This is a genomic window from Pseudomonas sp. NPDC088414, from assembly GCF_044753325.1.
Lineage (GTDB): Bacteria > Pseudomonadota > Gammaproteobacteria > Pseudomonadales > Pseudomonadaceae > Aquipseudomonas.
Genome location: NZ_JBIVMY010000002.1, coordinates 1 through 18,316, shown reverse-complemented (window position 1 = coordinate 18,316; position 18,316 = coordinate 1). Strand labels below are relative to the sequence as shown.

Below are 18,316 nucleotides of genomic sequence, written 5' to 3'. Positions count from 1 at the left end.
TTCTCAGCATCCGGATCAGTAGGCAGGAAGCACAAAGGCACGTCGTCCCTATAAAACGAATGCAGACCGGAAAAATTAGCGAATGAGAACAACTGTCAGGCGGGAGGTAGAGCGGGGAATTTCTGTCGTATTGCACAATCCTGTAGGAGCTGCGGCACGCTGCGATCTTTTGATTTTAAAGATCAGGATCAAAAGATCGCAGCGTGCCGCAGCTCCTACAGGGAGCGGATCAAGCGGTGATGGCCAGGTTGTGCCGACGATGATGCCCTTCCAGTTGATCCTTGATCACCTTGAGCACTTTGGCCTCATGCTCATGAATAAAGAAATGTCCGCCGGCGAGCATGTCCACCGAAAAACTGCCACGGGTTTCCTTGCTCCAGCCGATCAGCTGTTCGGTGGTCGCACGATCCGCCTTGCCGCCCAGCACGTGCACCGGGCAGTTGAGCAGCGGCCGCTGCAACGGCTCGAATTTGCCGCAAAGCAGAAAATCCGCGCGCAGGATCGGTAGGGTCAGGCTCATCAGCTCGGCGTTGGCCAGCACTTCTTCGCTGGTGCCGTTGAGCGTGCGCAACTGATCGATCAGCTCGGCGTCGGTTTTCGGCTCGGCAAAACCGCGATCGTAATCGGCGCGCATCGTCGGCGCCGCCGTGCCCGAGGCAAACAGCGCCACCGGTTCCGCGCAGCCCAAGATACGCAGGGCGTGAGCGATTTCGCAGGCCAGCAGCGCGCCCAGGCTATGGCCGAACAACGCATACGGCGCCTTGAGATTGGGCCGCAATTCCTTGGCCAGTTGCATCGCCAACGCACGCATATCTGTGTGCAGCGGCTCGTCGAAACGCGCGCCGCGCCCCGGCAACTCCACCGGTTGCAGTTGCAGCCATTGCGGCAGTTTTGGCCGCCAGCGGCTGTAGACCATGGCGCTGGCGCCGGAGTACGGCAGGCACAGCAGGGTCAGCTTGTTCACCCGGCTTTCCTCGAAAAATTTGTCTGTAGAGAGAAACGGATTACGCCCCCGGCAAATTAGTCGCGCGCCGGTAAATTGCGCCAACAGGCGCTCGTTAACTGTTCAGGCCAAAACCAATAATGAGGATTCACCGTGGACCTGCAGAGCATCCTGGGCAAGTTGTTCGCCAATGCCGGTGCCGTCGGCATCGAAGGCGTTTTCCAATTCGTGTTTGGTCCGCAGCAGGCCTACTGGTCGGAGGTCAAGGCCAGCAGTCGCACCGCGCCCGGACGCCATCCCAGCCCCGACGTGACCATTGAAGTCGCCGAGAGTGATTTTCTCGGGATCATGGGCGGCCGAGTCAATGTCGAAGAACTGTTCGCCAGCGGGCGCCTGAAAATCGGCGGCAACATGGGCCTGGCGACGCTGCTGCCGCAGATCATCGAGCATGCGATGCACGGTGGCGCCGTGGCGCAAAAGGTCGACATGAACAAGCGCTACCCGACCCCGCCACGCTTCAGTGAACAACTCACCGCCGGCCTGCCGGTGCAGACCCGCATCGAGCGCCATGCGCGCAATGATTTGTCGGTCAGCGAATTCAAAAGCAAGTATTTACCCAACGGCATCCCGGTGGTGATCAGCAATGCCCTGCACGACTGGCCGCTGTTCAATCTCAGTCGTGAAGAGTCACTGGTGCATTTCGCCGAACTGCAGGGCATCAGCCGCCACGGCGATTACGTGAAGAAGACCTTTTCCACCGAACGTGATTTCCGCTCGACGTCGATGGCCGAGTTCATTGCCTCGCTGGACCAACCGGCAGTCAAACGGGCTGACGGCGAACCGCCGGCCTACATGGGCAACAACATCCTGCCGGCGCAATTGCTGCAGCAGATCAAGTACCCGCCCTACTTCGATGCCTCGCTGTTCATCCCGCCACGCATCTGGATCGGCCCCAAAGGCACGCTGACGCCGCTGCACCGCGACGACACCGACAACTTGTTCGCGCAGGTCTGGGGCCAGAAGCAGTTCACCCTCGCCGCCCCGCATCACCGCGAAGCACTGGGCACCTGGTCGACAGCGCCAAAGGGTGGCCTGGACGGCTGCGACTTCAACCCCGACGCGCCGGACTACGAGCGCTTTCCTGCAGCACGCGATGTGACGTTCCTGCGCGTGACCCTGGAGGCCGGGGATCTGTTGTTTCTGCCGGAGGGCTGGTTCCATCAGGTGGAATCAGTGTCGACGTCACTGTCGGTGAATTTCTGGGTGAATTCGGGTCGGGGTTGGTAACCCATTCGCTGCCTGTGTGGATAACTCTGTGGCGAGGGGATTTATCCCCGATCGACTGCGCAGCAGTCGCAAACTGACCCGGCACGCTACTTCTGAAGGTAAGGGCTGGCTGGATTTGGGGCTGCTTCGCGGCCCATCGGGGATAAATCCCCTCACCACAACAGCTCGCCAATGCCGGGCTATTTCAGGTGCCGATAACTCTGAAACGCCGACGCCAACACCACCGCCCCCGCCGCAATCGCCAGCCAGAATCCGCTGCGTGCGCCAAACGCATCCACCAGGGCGCCCGAGCCGGCCGCGCCGATCGCCACGCCGATGCTCAAGCCCGTCACCAGCCAGGTCAGGCCTTCGGTGAGTTTGGCCGGCGGCACGATGCGCTCGATCAGCGCCATCGCCACGATCAGCGTCGGCGAGAAAAACAGCCCGGCGACAAACACCGCCAGCGACAAACCGAAAATATTGCTCGCCAGCAACAACGGCAGCGTGGTCACCGCCGTCGCCACCCCACCGTAGAGAAACAGGCGCGGCAACGGCAGTTTCGAACGCATCGCGCCAAACGCAATCCCGGCCAGACACGAGCCGATCGCATACACCGACAAGACGATGCTCGCCGCCGCCGGCTGGCCCTGCTGCTGGGCGAAGGCGACGCTGACCACATCGACCACACCGACGATGACGCCCATGGCAAGCATCAACGCCAGCAGCCATTGCACGTCGGTCGAGCGAATGATCGAACCCTGATGCTGCGACTCCTGCGGGTGCACCGCCGGCTCGGTGCTGCGCTGGGCGACAAACGCCGTCACGCCAATCGCCAACGCCAGCAGCGCGGCCAACGGCCCGGCCTCGGGAAACGCCACCACGCACAATCCCACCGACAGCGGCGGGCCAACGATGAAACAGACTTCATCGAGCACCGATTCCAGCGCGTAGGCCGTCTGCAATTGCGGCTGGCCGCGATAGATCTCGGTCCAGCGCGCGCGCACCATCGCCGACATGCTCGGCATGCACCCGGCCAGCGCGGCGAAGATGAACAGCGTCCAGGTCGGCGCCTGCAGACGCGTGCACAGCAGCAACATCAACAGCGCCCCGCCACCGATCAATGCCGATAGCGGCAGCACTTTGCCCTGGCCGAAACGATCCACCAGCCGTGAGACCTGCGGCGCACAAAACGCCGTCGCCAAGGCAAACGTCGCCGCCACCGCACCGGCCAGCGCGTACCCGCCCTTGAGCTGCGAGAGCATGGTGATCACACCAATGCCGGTCATGGAAATCGGCATGCGCGCGATCATCCCGGCCAAAACAAAATTTCGCGCACCGGGGGCGGTGAACAATTCGCGGTAAGGGTTTGCCATGGGTACAGCCTCATCAGGGGCCGCCAAGTTGCCACAAAGATTGATCAGCGTGGAAGCGTGGAATTGTTGGTGGAATGTGAAGGTGTTGAAGAGCAAAAGATCGCAGCCTGCGGCAGCTCCTACAGGTGAACGCATTCCATGTAGGAGCTGCCGAAGGCTGCGATCTTTTGATCTTTGCTCTTGAACTCTCCCGGCCCGCGACCAGTCAGCTAAATAGGCCCTCACTCAAGGCACGACTTCGCATGCAAATATCCCTCGCCCGCCAAGTGGCACTGGTCACCGGTGCCAGCTCCGGCATCGGCCACGCCGCCGCCAGAGCGCTGGCCGCTGCCGGCGCAGCCGTCGTCATCAATTACAACCGTCAGGCCGAACCCGCCGAGGCACTGGCGCAGCAAATCATCGCCGACGGCGGTCAGGCACTGGCCATCGGCGCCGATGTGTCGAAGGAAGACGAGGTCGAACGGTTGTTCGCCGAGACTCTGGACGCCTTTGGTTCACTGGACATTCTGGTGGCCAATTCCGGTCTGCAAAAGGATGCCGCGGCGGTGGACATGACTCTGGAAGACTGGAACACGGTGATTGGCGTCAACCTCACCGGCCAGTTCCTCTGCGCCCGCGCCGCACTGCGGATTTTCAACCGCCAGGGCGTGCGTGAAGGCGTGTCCCGCGCGGCCGGGAAGATCATTCACATGAGTTCGGTGCATCAACGCATTCCGTGGGCCGGGCACGTCAACTATGCGGCGTCCAAGGGCGGCGTCGATCAATTGATGCAGACCCTCGCCCAGGAAGTCAGCCAGCAGCGCATCCGCATCAACGGCATCGCGCCGGGAGCGATTCGTACGGCGATCAACACAGAAGCCACCGAAGGCGCCGCCGGTGAAAAACTGCTGGAGCTGATCCCCTACGGTCGCATCGGCGACGTTGAGGACATCGCCAACGCGGTGGTGTTTCTCGCTTCCGACGCCGCCGACTACATCGTCGGCACCACCCTGTTCATCGACGGCGGCATGAGTCTTTATCCGGAGTTTCGTGGCAATGGCTGAGCATCACCTTGAACGACAAAGTCCGATCGACGCCCACGGCATCATCGGCGACCTGCGCAGCGCCGCACTGGTCAACGACAAGGGCAGCGTGGATTTTTTTTGCTGGCCGGAATTCGACAGCCCGTCGATTTTCTGTTCGCTGCTCGACACGCCCGAGGCAGGGATTTTCCAGCTCGCCCCGGACTTGCCCGATGCCCGTCGCGAACAGATCTACCTGCCGGACACCAATGTTTTGCAGACGCGCTGGCTCAGCGAACAGGCCGTGGTGGAAATCACCGACCTGCTGCCGATCGGCGACAGTGTCGATGACCTGCCGCTGCTGATGCGCCGGGTGCGAGTGGTCAGCGGGGAAGCGACGTTTCACCTGCGCTGCGCGGTGCGGCATGACTACGCGCGCGCCAACACTCGGGCGCAGATGGATCAACAATCGGTGATATTTAGCGCCGAGGGTCAGCCATCGTTGCGGCTGGTGGCGGATCAGGCTTTGCACATCGATGGCGAGTCGGCCGTTGCCTCCTTCAGTTTGAAACAGGATCAGCACGCCGAATTCGTCCTCGGTGGCGCCGACGATCCGCGCTTCAAGGATGACGGCGCGAAAATGTGCCTGGAGCGCACGCTGAAGTTCTGGCGCGACTGGATCGGCCAGTCCAACTACCGCGGGCGCTGGCGCGAGATGGTCAATCGTTCGGCCCTCGCGCTCAAGCTGCTGACCTCGCGCAAGCACGGCGCGATCCTCGCCGCCGCCACCTTCGGCCTGCCGGAAACCCCCGGCGGCGAGCGCAACTGGGATTATCGCTACACCTGGATCCGCGACGCTTCGTTCACCGTCTACGCGTTCATGCGCCTGGGTTTTGTCGATGAGGCCAACGCTTACATGGGCTGGCTGCGTGGGCGGGTCAGCGATTGTCAGGGTCATTCGACCAAACTCAACATCCTCTATGCGATCGACGGTCGTCAGCAACTGCCGGAGACCGAACTCACGCACCTCTCAGGCCATGGTGGCGCGCAACCGGTGCGCATCGGCAATGGCGCGTACGATCAGATTCAGCTCGATATCTTTGGCGAACTGATGGACGCGGTGTACCTGGTCAACAAGTACGGCGACGCGATTTCCCACGAAGGCTGGAAACACGTGCGTGAAGTGGTCGACCAAGTGTGTGAGACCTGGCAAACCACCGACGTAGGCATTTGGGAAATGCGCGGTGAGCAGCATCACTTTCTGCATTCGCGATTGATGTGCTGGGTGGCGCTGGATCGGGCCATTCGCCTGGCCTCGAAACGCTCGCTGCCGGCGCCGTTCGTCCAGTGGGATCAGACTCGGCAGGCGATCTACGCCGACATCTGGGACAACTTCTGGGACGAGGAGCGCGGGCATTTCGTCCAGTACAAGGGCGGCACCGCGCTCGACGGCTCGATGCTGCTGATGCCGCTGGTGCGCTTCGTCAGCGCCAAGGACCCGCGCTGGCTGTCGACCCTTGAAGCGATCGAGAAACACTTGGTACGCGACGGCATGGTTTACCGCTACCGCAACGATGACGCCAACATCGACGGTTTGGCCGGCACCGAAGGCGCGTTTGCCGCGTGCTCGTTCTGGTACGTCGAATGCCTGGCCCGGGCCGGTCAGGTGGAAAAGGCCCATCTGGAGTTCGAACAACTGCTGCGGTATGCAAACCCCTTGGGGCTGTACGCCGAAGAGTTCGACAGCCACGGCCGGCATCTGGGCAACTCGCCGCAGGCGCTGACGCATCTGGCGCTGATCAGTGCGGCGAGTTTTCTTGATCGGCGTTTGAGCGGGGAGAAGAGTGTTTGGCAGCCGTAATTTCGCCGCACTCTGTCGGAAATATCCCTTCAACTCGGGTTCTGCAGAACAAATTCCCACACAAAAATAAACGTTGGTGAACTTCTGTGGCGAGGGAGCTTGCTCCCGCCGGGGCGCGAAGCGGCCCCAATCCGTGCGCCACCATTTCTCCAGAAGAACCGCATTGTCTGGCTTTGCGCCTGCTTCGCAGCCGAGCGGGAGCAAGCTCCCTCGCCACACGCCAGGTCATTCAGCCCCTACTTCGTCTAAACAATCCCCGCCCAATCCCTCCCCCGCAACCTGCACTTACACCCTGAAATACCCTGTTGCCAGCTGTTACATCCCCCCCTACCATCCACCGCAACGGGCACAGCGGAGCTGTCCAATAAAACCCGAATTCAAGGAACCAGAATGACCCAGCACGTCCACCGCCCCATCGCCACGCCCCTGCGCAGCGGACTGACACGCACCCAACTGTGGGAAGCCGCCGACAAAGGCCTGATCAAGTGCTGGGAAATCGGCCGCCAGCGCGCCACCCGCTTCCCCGACCTCGCCCAACAATGCCTCGCCGGCGAACTGCCGGTGCTCGGCTGGAAAGGAGGCGTGAGCCGCAGCCTGAAGAAAACCGAGAAATACGGCTCGCTGAAATACCTGGCGCAGTGGCAAGGTTTGCGTGGTGAGGATCTGGATATTGATCTGGCTGAAGAGCGCTCGCTGACCTGCTCGCGGACGAAAATGCGGGTGACGTTTACCCCGGATCGGACGAAGTATTTCAATCAAGTGGCGGAAGCCGAGGCTTAAGAAACAACGCCGGCAAGTGACGCTTCCCCTGTGGCGAGGGAGCTTGCTCCCGCCGGGTTGCGAAGCGACCCCATACTTCAATGGACCCGCTGCGCAGGCCTGCGGGAGCAAGCTCCCTCGCCACCAAGGAATGGTCTAGTGTTGCCTCACGCCCATTGCCGTGGAGTCTGCCGTGTCTGACATTCAATGCGTATTGACACCGAACCTGACCGTTGCCTTTGAACAGCACGGCCCGTCCAACGGCGACGCAGTCATATTGCTGCATGGCTTCCCCTACTCGCCCCGGGCGTACGACGAAATCGCCCCGGTGCTTGCCGCCGAGGGTTATCGGGTGATCGTGCCGTATCTGCGCGGTTACGGCCCGACCCGTTTCAATAGCCCGGACACGCTGCGTTCTGGCCAGCAAGCAGCCCTCGCCCAGGATTTGCTGGAGTTGATGGATGCACTGGGTATCGAACAAGCCACGCTTTGCGGTTACGACTGGGGCGGTCGGGCAGCTTGCATCGTTGCGGCGTTGTTTCCCGAGCGGGTGCGCGGGCTGGTGACGGGGGATGGCTATAACGTGCAGGACATCGCCAATTCGACCCGACCACTGGATCCCGAGACCGAGCACCGTTATTGGTACCAGTACTATTTCCACACGCCACGCGGCGTCGCGGGCCTGACGCAAAACCGGCAGGCGTTCTGTGAACTGCTGTGGAAATTGTGGTCACCGACCTGGGCACGTAACGCCGAACGTTATCCGCTGAGCGCTCCGGCCTTCGACAACCCGGACTTCGTTGACGTGGTGATTCATTCTTACCGCCATCGCTTCATGTACGCCGCAGGCGATCCGGCGCTGCAATGGATGGAAGACGCGTTGATCAAACAACCGCCGATCAGCGTGCCGACGATCTCCCTGTGCGGTGCCGATGACGGGGTTGGCCCGGCGCCGGAATCAGATGAAGACATTGCACATTTCACCGGCCCCTACGAAAGGCGCGTGCTGCCCGATGTCGGTCACAACATTCCCGAAGAAGCACCGCAGCAAACCCTCAAGGCATTACTGGATCTGCTCCAGCACTGACCGAAAACCGCTCCCGATACGCCTGCGGCGTCACCCCGATCGCGCGCAAAAAACTGCGGCGCAACGTCTCTTCACTGCCAAACCCGCAGTTGGCCGCAATCCGTTTCACCGGCAACCCGGTATCACTGAGCAGGCGGCGGGCGGTTTCGACGCGGATCAGTTCGATGGCGCGGGCCGGGGTCTGGCCGGTGTCGGCGCGGTAGTGGCGGATGAAGCTGCGTTCGCTCATGCCGGCCTGTTCGGCCAAGGTCGGGACGCCGAGGTCGCAGGTGAGGTTTTCGGCGATCCAGGCGTGCAGTTCATCAAAGCGATTGCCCTGATTCTGCAGGGCCAGGGTCACGCTGAATTGCGATTGCCCGCCGGGGCGTTTGAGGAACACCACCAGATGCCGGGCGACGTCCAGCGCGATGTCGCGGCCCAGATCTTCCTCGACCATCGCCAACGCCAGATCGATGCCGGCGGTCACGCCCGCCGAGGTCCAGATCGGGCCGTCGTTGATAAAGATCGGATTGGCTTCGACCTGCAGTTTCGGATGCTGCTGGGCCAGTTGTTCGCAGCGGGTCCAGTGGGTGACCACGCGGCGACCGTCGAGCCAGCCACTGGCGGCCAACAAGAAGGCGCCGGTGCAGACCGAGGCCACGCGTCGACATTTCGCCGCATGCTCGCGCACCCAATCCACCAGCGGCACATCTTCCGCCGCCAGGTAAATGCCCCAGCCACCGGCGATGATCAAGGTATCGCTGGCCTGTTGTGGCAACGGTTCGGCCAGTACCGCCAGCCCGGCGGACGACATCACCGCCCCGCCCTCGCGGGTAATCACCGAAGGCGCATAAGGCACGGGCAAGCCGCGCTGACGGGCGATGTCGTTGGCCGAGGCAAACACTTGCAGCGGCCCGGTGACGTCGAGGATTTGTACGTTGGCAAACGCGAGTACGTGAATGGTTTTCGGCATTTGGCGTAATTCGTGGGCTGATTGGCGTATGCGCCAAAACCTACGCGCCTACAGTGAAGCCGTCCACCCCTCAAATGGAGAAAGAATCATGACGTTGCAGATCGGTTTTCTGTTGTTTCCGCAGGTGCAGCAACTCGACCTCACCGGTCCCTATGACGTGCTGGCCTCGCTGCCCGACGTGCAGGTGCATCTGATCTGGAAAGATCTGGTACCGGTCACAGCCAGCACCGGCCTGCTGTTGAAACCGACCACCACGTTCGATGACTGCCCGGATCTGGATGTGATCTGCGTGCCCGGCGGCGCCGGGGTCGGGCCGCTGATGGAAGATGAGCAGACGCTGGGGTTCATCAAGCGTCAGGCGGCGCAGGCCAAATACGTGACGTCGGTTTGTACCGGCTCGCTGGTGCTCGGTGCAGCCGGACTGCTTCGCGGCAAACGCGCCACCACCCACTGGGCCTATCACGAACTGCTGCCAAAACTCGGCGCAATTGCGGTGCAGGATCGGGTGGTGCGCGACGGCAATCTGTTTACCGGTGGCGGGATCACCGCCGGGATCGATTTTGCACTGGTGCTGGCCGCCGAACTGGTGGGGGCCGAGGCGGCGCAGTTGATTCAGTTGCAACTGGAATATGCGCCGGCACCACCGTTCAATTCGGGCAGCCCTGATACGGCACCGAGCGCGATTGTCGACGAGGCCCGCCTGCGTGCTGCGCCGTCGCTGAAACTGCGCTCGGAGATCACCGAACGCGCCGCCGCGAAACTCAACCTGCACTGATCCTCAGCCACACATAAAACCCTGTAGGAGCTGCCGCAGGCTGCGATCTTTTGACTTTGGCGTTTCAAGATCAAAAGATCGCAGCCTGCGGCAGCTCCTACACAGAGGATTGCGGCGTGTCACCGTTTCCCGCCACAGCTTTACTTGTCCCAACGCCCTCACCCGTGTAGAAAGCCCTTCCACAAAATTCTGCACAAGGACATTCGATGAAGGCGTTGCCATGGCTCTATCTGGCACTTCTCAGCCTCGGTTATGGATTGGCGTTGAGTTTCGGCCAACTCGGCTGGCTCGCGCTGATCTCCTTCGGATTGTTGCTGGTGACCGGTTTCGCCGTGCGCCAACAGCAGGTGCCGGTGGCGCGCCTGCTGGGGCATGCCGTGTTCATCTTCCTCGCGCTGTCGCTGGCACTGCACTGGTTGCCGGGATTCGCCAACGGCCGGGCCATCGCCCCGCTGCGTTTCACCGACGACGCTGTGCCGTTCGCGATGTACCTGAATCTGGACAAACCCTTGATCGGCTTCTGGCTGTTGCTCGCCTGCCCGTGGATTGTCGCGACCCGCTCGCTGCGTCTGACAGTGTTCGCCAGCGTCCTAGGGCTGACCTTGAGCGCCGTAATGGCGCTGGGCGGAGCGCTTCTGTTCGGCATGATCGCCTGGGCGCCAAAGTGGCCCGATCAGGCGTGGCTGTGGCTGCTGAACAATCTGCTGCTGGTGACGCTGGTCGAGGAGGCGCTGTTTCGCGGCTATATACAGGGCGGTTTGAGCCGTCTGTTCAAGCACCTGCGCCACGGCGGCGACCTCGCTCTGCTGCTGGCATCGCTGATCTTTGCCCTGGCGCATCTGGGCGCAGGCTGGCACTGGGTGTTGCTGGCGGGTCTGGCAGGTGTCGGCTATGGTCTGGCCTACCGTTTTGGTGGCCTTGCTGCGGCGATCGCCACACATTTCGGGCTGAACCTGCTGCATTTTGCGCTGTTCACCTATCCGATGCTGGCCGGTTGAAGCAAGAGCGGTTTTGCGACGCCGTACTTATATCTGAAAAAAAACTTCAATAATTTCCTGACAGCGCCGACAACCTTTCAAAGCCTTGCGGATTGAAAAACCATGCGTAATAACCAGCCCATTACACAACGCGAACGGACTTTCCCGGCTCAGCAGCGGTTGATTTCCACAACCGACGCCAAAGGCGTGATCACCTACTGCAACGACGCTTTCGTCGAAATCAGCGGGTTTTCGCGTGAAGAGCTGATCCGTGCGCCGCACAACCTGGTTCGTCACCCTGACGTCCCGGCTGCGGTGTTTTCGCACATGTGGGGCACACTGAAACAAGGCTTGCCATGGATGGGCATTGTCAAGAATCGCTGCAAATCCGGTGACCACTACTGGGTGAACGCCTACGTGACACCGGTGTTCGACGGCAATCAGGTGATCGGTTACGAGTCGGTGCGGATCAAACCCACCGCCGAACAGATCCGCCGTGCCGAAGCGCTCTACCAACGCATCAACCAAGGCAAGTCGGCAATTCCTTCCAGCGACAAATGGCTGCCGGTGCTGCAGGACTGGCTGCCGTTCATTCTGGTCAGCCAGTTGAGCTTCGTGATCGGCGCGACCCTGAACTCGCACTGGGGCTTTGCCCTCGCTGCCGGCCTGTCGGTACCGCTGGGCCTGATGGGCCTGCAATGGCAGCAACGTGGGCTCAAACGCCTGCTGCGTCTGGCCGAGCAGACCACTTCCGACCCGCTGATCGCGCAGATGTACACCGACAGCCGTGGCGCGCAGGCGCGTCTGGAAATGTCGATCCTCAGCCAGGAAGCGCGTCTGAAAACCTGCCTGACCCGCCTGCAGGACACCGCCGAACACCTGACCGATCAGGCCAAACAGTCCGACGCCCTGGCGCACAACAGCTCCAGCGGTCTGGAACGTCAGCGCGTGGAAACCGAACAGGTCGCCACCGCCGTCAACCAGATGGCCGCCACCACCCAGGAAGTCGCCAGCCACGTCCAACGCACCGCTGACGCCACCCAGGAAGCCAATCGCCTGACCGGTCGCGGCCGCGACATCGCCGGGGAAACCCGCGAAGCCATCCAGCGCCTGTCCGTTGTGGTCGGTGAAACCGGCCTGACCGTCACCCAACTGGCCAAGGACAGCGACGAAATCGGCGGCGTGGTCGACGTGATCAAAGGCATCGCTGACCAAACCAACCTGCTCGCCCTCAACGCCGCCATCGAAGCGGCACGTGCCGGCGAGATGGGTCGTGGTTTTGCCGTGGTCGCCGACGAAGTCCGTCAACTGGCGCAACGCACCAGCGAGTCTACCGGCCAGATCCACGCTCTGATCGCCAAGCTGCAGCAGACCGCGTCCAGCGCCGTGCAAACCATGGAAGCCGGCCATCGCCAGGCGGAAGAAGGTGTGGCGCGGGTATTGGAAGCGGATCAGGCACTGGTCGGCATCAGCGAAGCGGTCGCCAACATCACCGACATGACCACGCAGATCGCCGCCGCCACCGAAGAGCAAAGTGCGGTGGCTGAGGAGATCAGCCGCAACATCAGCAACATTTCGGAACTGGCGGACCAGACCTCGGAACAGGCGCATAACTCGGCGCTGCTGAGTGAAGAGCTGACCAAGACGGCGAATACGCAGTATTCGTTGGTAGAGCGCTTTAACCGCTAATTGTTCTGGCAATAAAGAAACCCCGGACAGCGAAAGCTTCCGGGGTTTTTTGTTTGTTATTTACGGCAATTGACGACTACTGCGGCAAACGAAGCCTGTCCAGCAACCGATTCACCAGCAGCTCGTTCAACATGATCAGCTGTTGCAGCGCCAGCAGCGGTTTGCGTTCCGGGCCTTTCACCGAGTTGGCGATATTGCCGGCCATGGCGTTGGCTGACGACAGCGATTCGCAGGCTTCGACGAGCAGTGTTTCGTCATCGAGCGTGGGATCGACCATGTAGATGGGGCGGGCCTTGGGTGGGAAGTACTTCGGGATTTCGGGGCCGAGATAAAAGTCGAGTGCGCGGTCGGCGGCTTCTTTTGTCTTTTGGGACTCTAGCGCTGGGTCGTTGGAGGTTGGATCGGTTTCTGGCGGATTGGGTGTGGCTTTGAACATGAATAAAACTCCAATTCGAAAAAATAGGAGCCATCACCCTCGCTACCAAACGGCGGGTGGCGGCCATGCGCGGGTTGGTAGACCGGTCGAATTGGGAAACCCGGCGCTCACGAATGAGCCCCACGCATGCCCACCATAAAATGCTGAACCTCAAAAAAGAGACAGCATTGAAGGTGTCGCAATAACCACAACTCGAATCGGGCTACCAAACCCAGTCACTTCTCAGTGACAGGGAAACGATATAGCCCTCTCCAAGCTGCGTAAGCCGGCGGATTCTGGCGTACGCGTAGGCAACGACGCAAGGTGTTGTAGCCCTTATGGCGTAACGGTTCGTGTACTTTAAACGCGCTCGCAAAATTGCGTTTATGCCCTCCCCGACCTACAGCAAAACCGGAATCGACTGACTTGTGCACCAAAGGAGCAGGCCCCATCGTTCGCACTCATTAAGAATTCAAAATCGGGAAACACCAATGACCACCACCAGAAAGAACGACAGAAAACCTGTTCGCGATGAACTGAGTTTTCTTGATGTCCGGCAAGCCGTGGTTGATGGACAGAAAGCGTTCGATGAATTTGTGATCTCTGGCGAGTTGCCTGTTGCGGAGCTGCACAATTCGGCATTGCTGAGTTCCCCAGGCTCATTTCTCGCTGGCGGGCGGGTTAACCGTTGATTGGATGGGTGGTAACAAAAAACCGGATGGTGAGAGCTATCCGGTTTTTTTGATTTGGCGTTATTCGCAGCTCTCAACGAATACTGCTGTAAATGGAGCCTGTCCAGCAATCGATTCACCAGCAGCTCGTTCGACACAATCAGCCAAGTAAAATCGGCCGCAATTAACCTAAAACCATCCATGCAAATCGTCACCACCGAACTCGCCAGCCAAACCGAAGAAGACGTAGAACACAATAGTCGCCCCGAATGGCCAGAACTCTCCGATATCACCAGTGAGTACCACACCAACCACGGTCACTGGCCAGGACAGATTTGACAGTTCAGCGAAGCCGGCCCTGCAGCCTCACTACGGCGACGGAGACCGACAATTCGCCATCGTCGGCAGTAACTAACCGTATGCGGCGACGATGCAATTTAGTGGGGGGCAGGTAGATTTTCCGCAACTGAGGGACGATATTCCGGTAGAGCCATATCTACCGATGCAGGCAAAAGGAACATTGCAACCTGAGCCAGAACGATTCCTGCTGAAGCTAAAGCTTGTGTATGCAATACGGACCGTAGCCATCTAATATGAAAAAAGCGGTAGTCGAAGTTCGCGGAAAGGGAGTCATTTTTGATCATCGATCTGTTTTTTTCCGATGAAGCAGAGTGAATCAGGTTCTGCCTTTCGTATAAAAATTAGTTTAAAATTCGTTTGTTTCAAACAGAAAAATAAATGATCTATCTTAGATATCTAGAGTGGACGAACTTTAACCAACCTGAAATATTGCGAACTTTTCACACCCCATGAACATCCGCACTCACCAGAGGAGTTTTTATGCATCGGCCACCAACAGCTTCTGAAAACCATCTACATCTCAACAAACCCAAGGCATTATCAATATTAAACAGAGGCAGCAAAAAATGAATAGACTTGAGGAGAGAATCAGGGATTATCTAGCACTAAATCTCAACATCATTGAACCGAACCTAACTATTATCCGCAAGGAGTATAGATTGACAAATGACTTCGGCTCAAACGGAAGCATCGACATACTAGCAAAGGATAACTTTGGCCACTACGTAATAATAGAGATCAAAAGAAGCGATCAAGCTGCTAGAGCAGCTTTGCACGAACTTACAAAATACGTGGCCTTACTTCGATCGTCCTTGGGAATTCCATCTGAAAAAATACGAGCCCTGCTAGTATCAACAGAATGGAACGAGTTATCCATTCCGTTTTCCGAGTACCAGAAAATATGCGAAGTCCCTACGACGGGATATACAATATCAGCAACTGACTCTGGCGAGGTTGTTAGCTGCACTATATTCACCCCAATTCATGTAGAACAGGGACTCTCTATCAGCAGACAACAAAGCCTTATACTTTATGAAAATATCGAAAAAAGAAATGATGGAATCAAAATTGTTGCAAAAGCTGCGAGTCATTCACAATTATCAGACTTTGTAATATTGACAGCAGACCACAAAGAAAAAAATAATAAAGTCATCTATCCGTATGGTCTATATTTTGGTTTTTCCTCACCAATTTCAAATCTTGAAAGTGAAGAAGCAAAACGTATCATGCAGACTCTGAACTGGGATGAATACTTAGATGACCCTGATGAAAATTTTCTCTGTGCAATGATGGAGGAAATTCGAGGACATGACACTGTGGAAATAGGCCACCCTGAAAAGCTCAAGCTAATGGAGGAATCTGGATGGTCAATTTCAGTAGCATTTCGCAGTGGTCGCTATCAAAAAAATATTGAGCTTTTATCTGATTACCAGCTTATATCCGAGTTCGCAAAAACTGAAGGAGGAGCTAATTATTACTTACAAAGCACATCCTCACCCAAATACCTACCTAGCTGGAGCAAATTCAAAAATGATGTATTACTGGTACTCATGGGAAGTAAAAAATGGGTATCCTTTTTCAATGCATTAGCGAGTGAGATCGAGGCTGATCCTTCTTACCCCACAGTATCAATCAATATCTACAATCCAGGAAATATATTATTTGGCCTTTGCAAGGCATTTGGAGAAAGAGACTTCAGATACCTACCAAGTTTTCAACTGATCATTTCCGGAGAAAAGCAAACAACCATGTATCTGGGGCAGCTATCTTGGAATGGCGAGATAGTAAACACCAGTGCTCATGAATGGGTGGAGAACTCATACGGCTCACTAGAAGATTTTTTCCTCATGAATGCGTTTGGTGAACAGTTCACGAAGGAAGATTTAGCTTGTAAAAATCTTGGCCTTCAGCACGCCATTTATAAAATAATAAATCCAGGAAGCACCGACGAGAGCGTATATTCAATCATATTAAAAGGCGGCCTGACTATTTCTAAAGCTCTTCCAAAGGAAGGGCCTCTCACGACAAATGACTTTTACAATTCAAATATGATATTCGGAACGAGATTGGTCACCCTTGTTAAAGGATGTTCCTCGGGGCTCATTGATTAATTCATGTTAGCCCTCACAAATAGAGCACGCACTTTGCCTGCTCTATTAAAACCAGCTTGACGGCAATTAGCTGCAACCCCAGCCTGCTATTTGCCCTTGCCGGACCTCGACTTAGATCGAAACACCCCTTTAAGCTTATCCAGTGAAACGTGAATTGAATTCATCGACTCAAGCATATAGTTAAAATCATTCCCGATATTTTCTTTATGCCCGGGCCACATCACATCTTCCTTGATTGTTTCAAGTACATGATTGAGTTTTTCCGACACACGCTTTTGATCTTGATCCACGGGCGACATCGGAAGGCTGAGTGGAGGGATTCATCCGGGGGTGGGAGCGTAGCGACCGTTTGGCGCAGCCAAACACAGCGAGAGGAGGTGCAGCGAAGCAAACCGGAGGCGCTGCGCCCGGATGGAGCCCGGAGCGAAGGGACCCCGAGCCCCAGCGAGCGGGCCGAACGCAGGAGCAAGCGTTTTTTTGCTTACTTTTTTTAGGCGTTTGTAAAAAAAGTGAGTCGCCGTAAGGGCGAAACCCTAAGTGGCCGTGACCGCAGCAACGGATATGCCTCCAAACAAAGCCTCACCGAAGAAACCCGGCAACCTTCTCCGCAGCCGACGCCAAATGCTGCTCATGCGTAAACCCGGAAACCTTCAGCGGCTTCAAATCATGATCCCCAGAGGCCAACCAAAACACCTCAATACTCGGCGATAGATCGTAAGCCTCCACAGCCTCCCGATTGCCAAGCGCATCCCGCTCCCCCTGAACAATCAGCGTCCGAGTCCGCAAAGAAGCCAGATGCTCAACCCGCGGTTTCTCAGGTTTGCCCACCGCATAAAACGGATACCCCAGACAAACCAACGCATCGGCGCCAAGCTCATCGGCAAGCAGACTGGCCATCCGCCCGCCCATGGACTTACCACCAATGGCCAAACTCCCAGTGACATGACGTCGCACTTCAGCGAACACTTCGCGCCAGCACTCAAGCAGTTTCGGCGCCGGATTCGGCGGGCGTTTACTGCCATCCACTCGCCGCTGCGCCATATAAGGAAACTCAAACCGCAACACGTTCACGCCCAATGCAGCAAGGCGCCCAGCCATATCGTTCATCCAGTCGCTGTCCATCGGCGCCCCCGCACCATGCGCCAGGATCAGGGTCGCCGAAGCCTCGCCCGACGCGGCGTCCCAAAGCCACCCACGATCCCGCACGCACTGCGCCCATTGATCCCCGTCAATACTGGCCTTGTGCTGTTTGTCCATGCTTGCCTCGCTTTTAGTCTGCCTATAACTCCAGGCGAAGGATTCGCGGCGTTTTCTGCGCGCGCTCACTTCGGCTGAACCGTGGATGGGGAACCATGAACACTTCTATCAGTACCGCCTACAACTACAAGGTGGTCCGCCAATTCGCCATTATGACGGTGGTGTGGGGCATCGTCGGCATGGGGCTCGGGGTTTTTCTCGCGGCCCAATTGGTCTGGCCGGAACTCAACTTCAATTTGCCCTGGACCAGTTTCGGCCGTTTGCGCCCGCTGCACACCAACGCGGTGATCTTCGCCTTCGGTGGCTGCGCGCTGTTCGCCAGTTCGTTCTACTCCGTACAACGCACCTGCCAGACGCAATTGTTTGCGCCGAAAATCGCCGCGTTCTGCTTCTGGGGCTGGCAACTGGTGATCCTGCTGGCAGCGATCAGCCTGCCGCTGGGTTACACCAGTTCCAAGGAATACGCCGAACTGGAATGGCCGATCGACATCCTGATCACCATCGTCTGGGTCGCGTACGCCATCGTGTTCTTCGGCACGATCATGCAGCGCAAGACCAAGCACATCTACGTCGGCAACTGGTTCTTCGGCGCGTTCATCATCACCGTGGCGATCCTGCACATCGTCAACAACCTTGAGTTGCCGGTGAGCCTGACCAAGTCCTACTCGGTGTACGCCGGTGCGACCGACGCGATGGTGCAATGGTGGTACGGCCACAACGCCGTAGGCTTTTTCCTTACCGCCGGTTTCCTCGGGATGATGTACTACTTCGTGCCGAAACAGGCCGAACGTCCGGTGGATTCGTATCGCTGGTCGATCG

At 58.1% G+C, this 18,316-nt stretch carries 16 protein-coding genes; 11 read left to right on the top strand and 5 right to left on the bottom strand.

What is annotated here, in order from left to right:
* Positions 1 to 229 precede the first annotated feature (229 nt).
* Positions 230 to 964: a thioesterase II family protein gene (locus ACIP8I_RS03105; protein WP_400758597.1), complete on the bottom strand. Its 735-nt coding sequence runs from the start codon at positions 962 to 964 to the stop codon at positions 230 to 232.
* 132 nt (positions 965 to 1,096) lie between these two features.
* Here ACIP8I_RS03105 and ACIP8I_RS03100 point away from each other — a divergent pair, with 132 nt between their 5' ends.
* The gene (locus tag ACIP8I_RS03100; protein WP_400758595.1) at positions 1,097 to 2,230 is read left to right on the top strand and encodes a cupin-like domain-containing protein; all 1,134 of its coding nucleotides are present in this window, start codon (positions 1,097 to 1,099) and stop codon (positions 2,228 to 2,230) included.
* Positions 2,231 to 2,409: 179 nt separating this feature from the next.
* Here ACIP8I_RS03100 and ACIP8I_RS03095 read toward each other — a convergent pair whose 3' ends face one another.
* Positions 2,410 to 3,582 carry an MFS transporter gene (locus tag ACIP8I_RS03095; protein WP_367083996.1) on the bottom strand — a complete coding sequence of 391 codons (1,173 nt, stop codon included), beginning with the start codon at positions 3,580 to 3,582 and terminating at the stop codon, positions 2,410 to 2,412.
* A 242-nt stretch (positions 3,583 to 3,824) separates the two neighbouring features.
* Here ACIP8I_RS03095 and ACIP8I_RS03090 point away from each other — a divergent pair, with 242 nt between their 5' ends.
* The 4 genes from ACIP8I_RS03090 (at position 3,825) to ACIP8I_RS03075 (ending at position 8,290) form a co-directional block, all read left to right on the top strand.
* On the top strand, positions 3,825 to 4,625 hold the full coding sequence (locus ACIP8I_RS03090; RefSeq protein ID WP_400758593.1) for a glucose 1-dehydrogenase: 801 nt from the start codon (positions 3,825 to 3,827) through the stop codon (positions 4,623 to 4,625).
* Positions 4,618 to 6,444 carry a glycoside hydrolase family 15 protein gene (locus ACIP8I_RS03085; protein WP_400758591.1) on the top strand — a complete coding sequence of 609 codons (1,827 nt, stop codon included), beginning with the start codon at positions 4,618 to 4,620 and terminating at the stop codon, positions 6,442 to 6,444. Before ACIP8I_RS03090 ends, ACIP8I_RS03085 begins: the two co-directional genes overlap by 8 nt.
* Positions 6,445 to 6,834: 390 nt before the next feature.
* Positions 6,835 to 7,224: a hypothetical protein gene (locus ACIP8I_RS03080; protein ID WP_400758589.1), complete on the top strand. Its 390-nt coding sequence runs from the start codon at positions 6,835 to 6,837 to the stop codon at positions 7,222 to 7,224.
* A 172-nt stretch (positions 7,225 to 7,396) separates the two neighbouring features.
* Positions 7,397 to 8,290: an alpha/beta hydrolase gene (locus tag ACIP8I_RS03075; protein ID WP_367083992.1), complete on the top strand. Its 894-nt coding sequence runs from the start codon at positions 7,397 to 7,399 to the stop codon at positions 8,288 to 8,290.
* On the opposite strand, the gene ACIP8I_RS03070 is transcribed toward ACIP8I_RS03075, so the two are convergent.
* Positions 8,259 to 9,242, bottom strand: coding sequence for a GlxA family transcriptional regulator (locus ACIP8I_RS03070; RefSeq protein WP_400758587.1), 984 nt, complete (start codon positions 9,240 to 9,242; stop codon positions 8,259 to 8,261). The genes ACIP8I_RS03075 and ACIP8I_RS03070 overlap by 32 nt on opposite strands.
* Before the next feature lie 88 nt (positions 9,243 to 9,330).
* Here ACIP8I_RS03070 and inhA point away from each other — a divergent pair, with 88 nt between their 5' ends.
* The 3 genes from inhA to ACIP8I_RS03055 all read left to right on the top strand — a co-directional run bounded on the left by inhA (position 9,331) and on the right by ACIP8I_RS03055 (position 12,683).
* A complete protein-coding gene (gene inhA, locus ACIP8I_RS03065) occupies positions 9,331 to 10,017 on the top strand; it encodes an isonitrile hydratase (RefSeq protein WP_400758585.1) in 687 nt (228 codons plus the stop codon).
* Between the two features lie 206 nt (positions 10,018 to 10,223).
* Positions 10,224 to 11,015, top strand: a complete 792-nt coding sequence (locus ACIP8I_RS03060) for a lysostaphin resistance A-like protein (RefSeq protein ID WP_400758583.1) — start codon at positions 10,224 to 10,226, stop codon at positions 11,013 to 11,015.
* A gap of 102 nt (positions 11,016 to 11,117) precedes the next feature.
* Positions 11,118 to 12,683: a methyl-accepting chemotaxis protein gene (locus ACIP8I_RS03055; protein WP_400758582.1), complete on the top strand. Its 1,566-nt coding sequence runs from the start codon at positions 11,118 to 11,120 to the stop codon at positions 12,681 to 12,683.
* Between the two features lie 76 nt (positions 12,684 to 12,759).
* Here the strand turns inward: ACIP8I_RS03055 and ACIP8I_RS03050 are convergent, their stop codons facing one another.
* The gene (locus tag ACIP8I_RS03050) at positions 12,760 to 13,119 is read right to left on the bottom strand and encodes a DUF6124 family protein (protein ID WP_400758580.1); all 360 of its coding nucleotides are present in this window, start codon (positions 13,117 to 13,119) and stop codon (positions 12,760 to 12,762) included.
* A 470-nt stretch (positions 13,120 to 13,589) separates the two neighbouring features.
* Between ACIP8I_RS03050 and ACIP8I_RS03045 the strand changes: the two genes are divergently transcribed.
* Both ACIP8I_RS03045 and ACIP8I_RS03040 read left to right on the top strand, forming a co-directional pair.
* Positions 13,590 to 13,790, top strand: a complete 201-nt coding sequence (locus ACIP8I_RS03045) for a hypothetical protein (protein WP_400758578.1) — start codon at positions 13,590 to 13,592, stop codon at positions 13,788 to 13,790.
* A gap of 905 nt (positions 13,791 to 14,695) precedes the next feature.
* Positions 14,696 to 16,240 (top strand): endonuclease NucS domain-containing protein, encoded by a 1,545-nt coding sequence (locus ACIP8I_RS03040; protein ID WP_400758576.1) that lies wholly within the window; start codon positions 14,696 to 14,698, stop codon positions 16,238 to 16,240.
* A 579-nt stretch (positions 16,241 to 16,819) separates the two neighbouring features.
* Here the strand turns inward: ACIP8I_RS03040 and ACIP8I_RS03035 are convergent.
* The gene (locus tag ACIP8I_RS03035) at positions 16,820 to 17,497 is read right to left on the bottom strand and encodes an alpha/beta family hydrolase (RefSeq protein WP_400758574.1); all 678 of its coding nucleotides are present in this window, start codon (positions 17,495 to 17,497) and stop codon (positions 16,820 to 16,822) included.
* A gap of 95 nt (positions 17,498 to 17,592) precedes the next feature.
* Between ACIP8I_RS03035 and ACIP8I_RS03030 the strand changes: the two genes are divergently transcribed.
* A partial coding sequence (locus ACIP8I_RS03030; protein WP_400758572.1) for a cbb3-type cytochrome c oxidase subunit I occupies positions 17,593 to 18,316 on the top strand: 724 nt, incomplete at its 3' end.

Coding starts and splice junctions, on each gene's coding strand:
- ACIP8I_RS03040 (WP_400758576.1), top strand. CDS start 14,696: ATGAATAGACTTGAGGAGAGAATCAGGGATTATCTAGCACTAAATCTC.
- ACIP8I_RS03045 (WP_400758578.1), top strand. CDS start 13,590: ATGACCACCACCAGAAAGAACGACAGAAAACCTGTTCGCGATGAACTG.
- ACIP8I_RS03050 (WP_400758580.1), bottom strand. CDS start 13,119: ATGTTCAAAGCCACACCCAATCCGCCAGAAACCGATCCAACCTCCAAC.
- inhA (WP_400758585.1), top strand. CDS start 9,331: ATGACGTTGCAGATCGGTTTTCTGTTGTTTCCGCAGGTGCAGCAACTC.
- ACIP8I_RS03095 (WP_367083996.1), bottom strand. CDS start 3,582: ATGGCAAACCCTTACCGCGAATTGTTCACCGCCCCCGGTGCGCGAAAT.
- ACIP8I_RS03090 (WP_400758593.1), top strand. CDS start 3,825: ATGCAAATATCCCTCGCCCGCCAAGTGGCACTGGTCACCGGTGCCAGC.
- ACIP8I_RS03055 (WP_400758582.1), top strand. CDS start 11,118: ATGCGTAATAACCAGCCCATTACACAACGCGAACGGACTTTCCCGGCT.
- ACIP8I_RS03070 (WP_400758587.1), bottom strand. CDS start 9,242: ATGCCGAAAACCATTCACGTACTCGCGTTTGCCAACGTACAAATCCTC.
- ACIP8I_RS03035 (WP_400758574.1), bottom strand. CDS start 17,497: ATGGACAAACAGCACAAGGCCAGTATTGACGGGGATCAATGGGCGCAG.
- ACIP8I_RS03060 (WP_400758583.1), top strand. CDS start 10,224: ATGAAGGCGTTGCCATGGCTCTATCTGGCACTTCTCAGCCTCGGTTAT.
- ACIP8I_RS03085 (WP_400758591.1), top strand. CDS start 4,618: ATGGCTGAGCATCACCTTGAACGACAAAGTCCGATCGACGCCCACGGC.
- ACIP8I_RS03080 (WP_400758589.1), top strand. CDS start 6,835: ATGACCCAGCACGTCCACCGCCCCATCGCCACGCCCCTGCGCAGCGGA.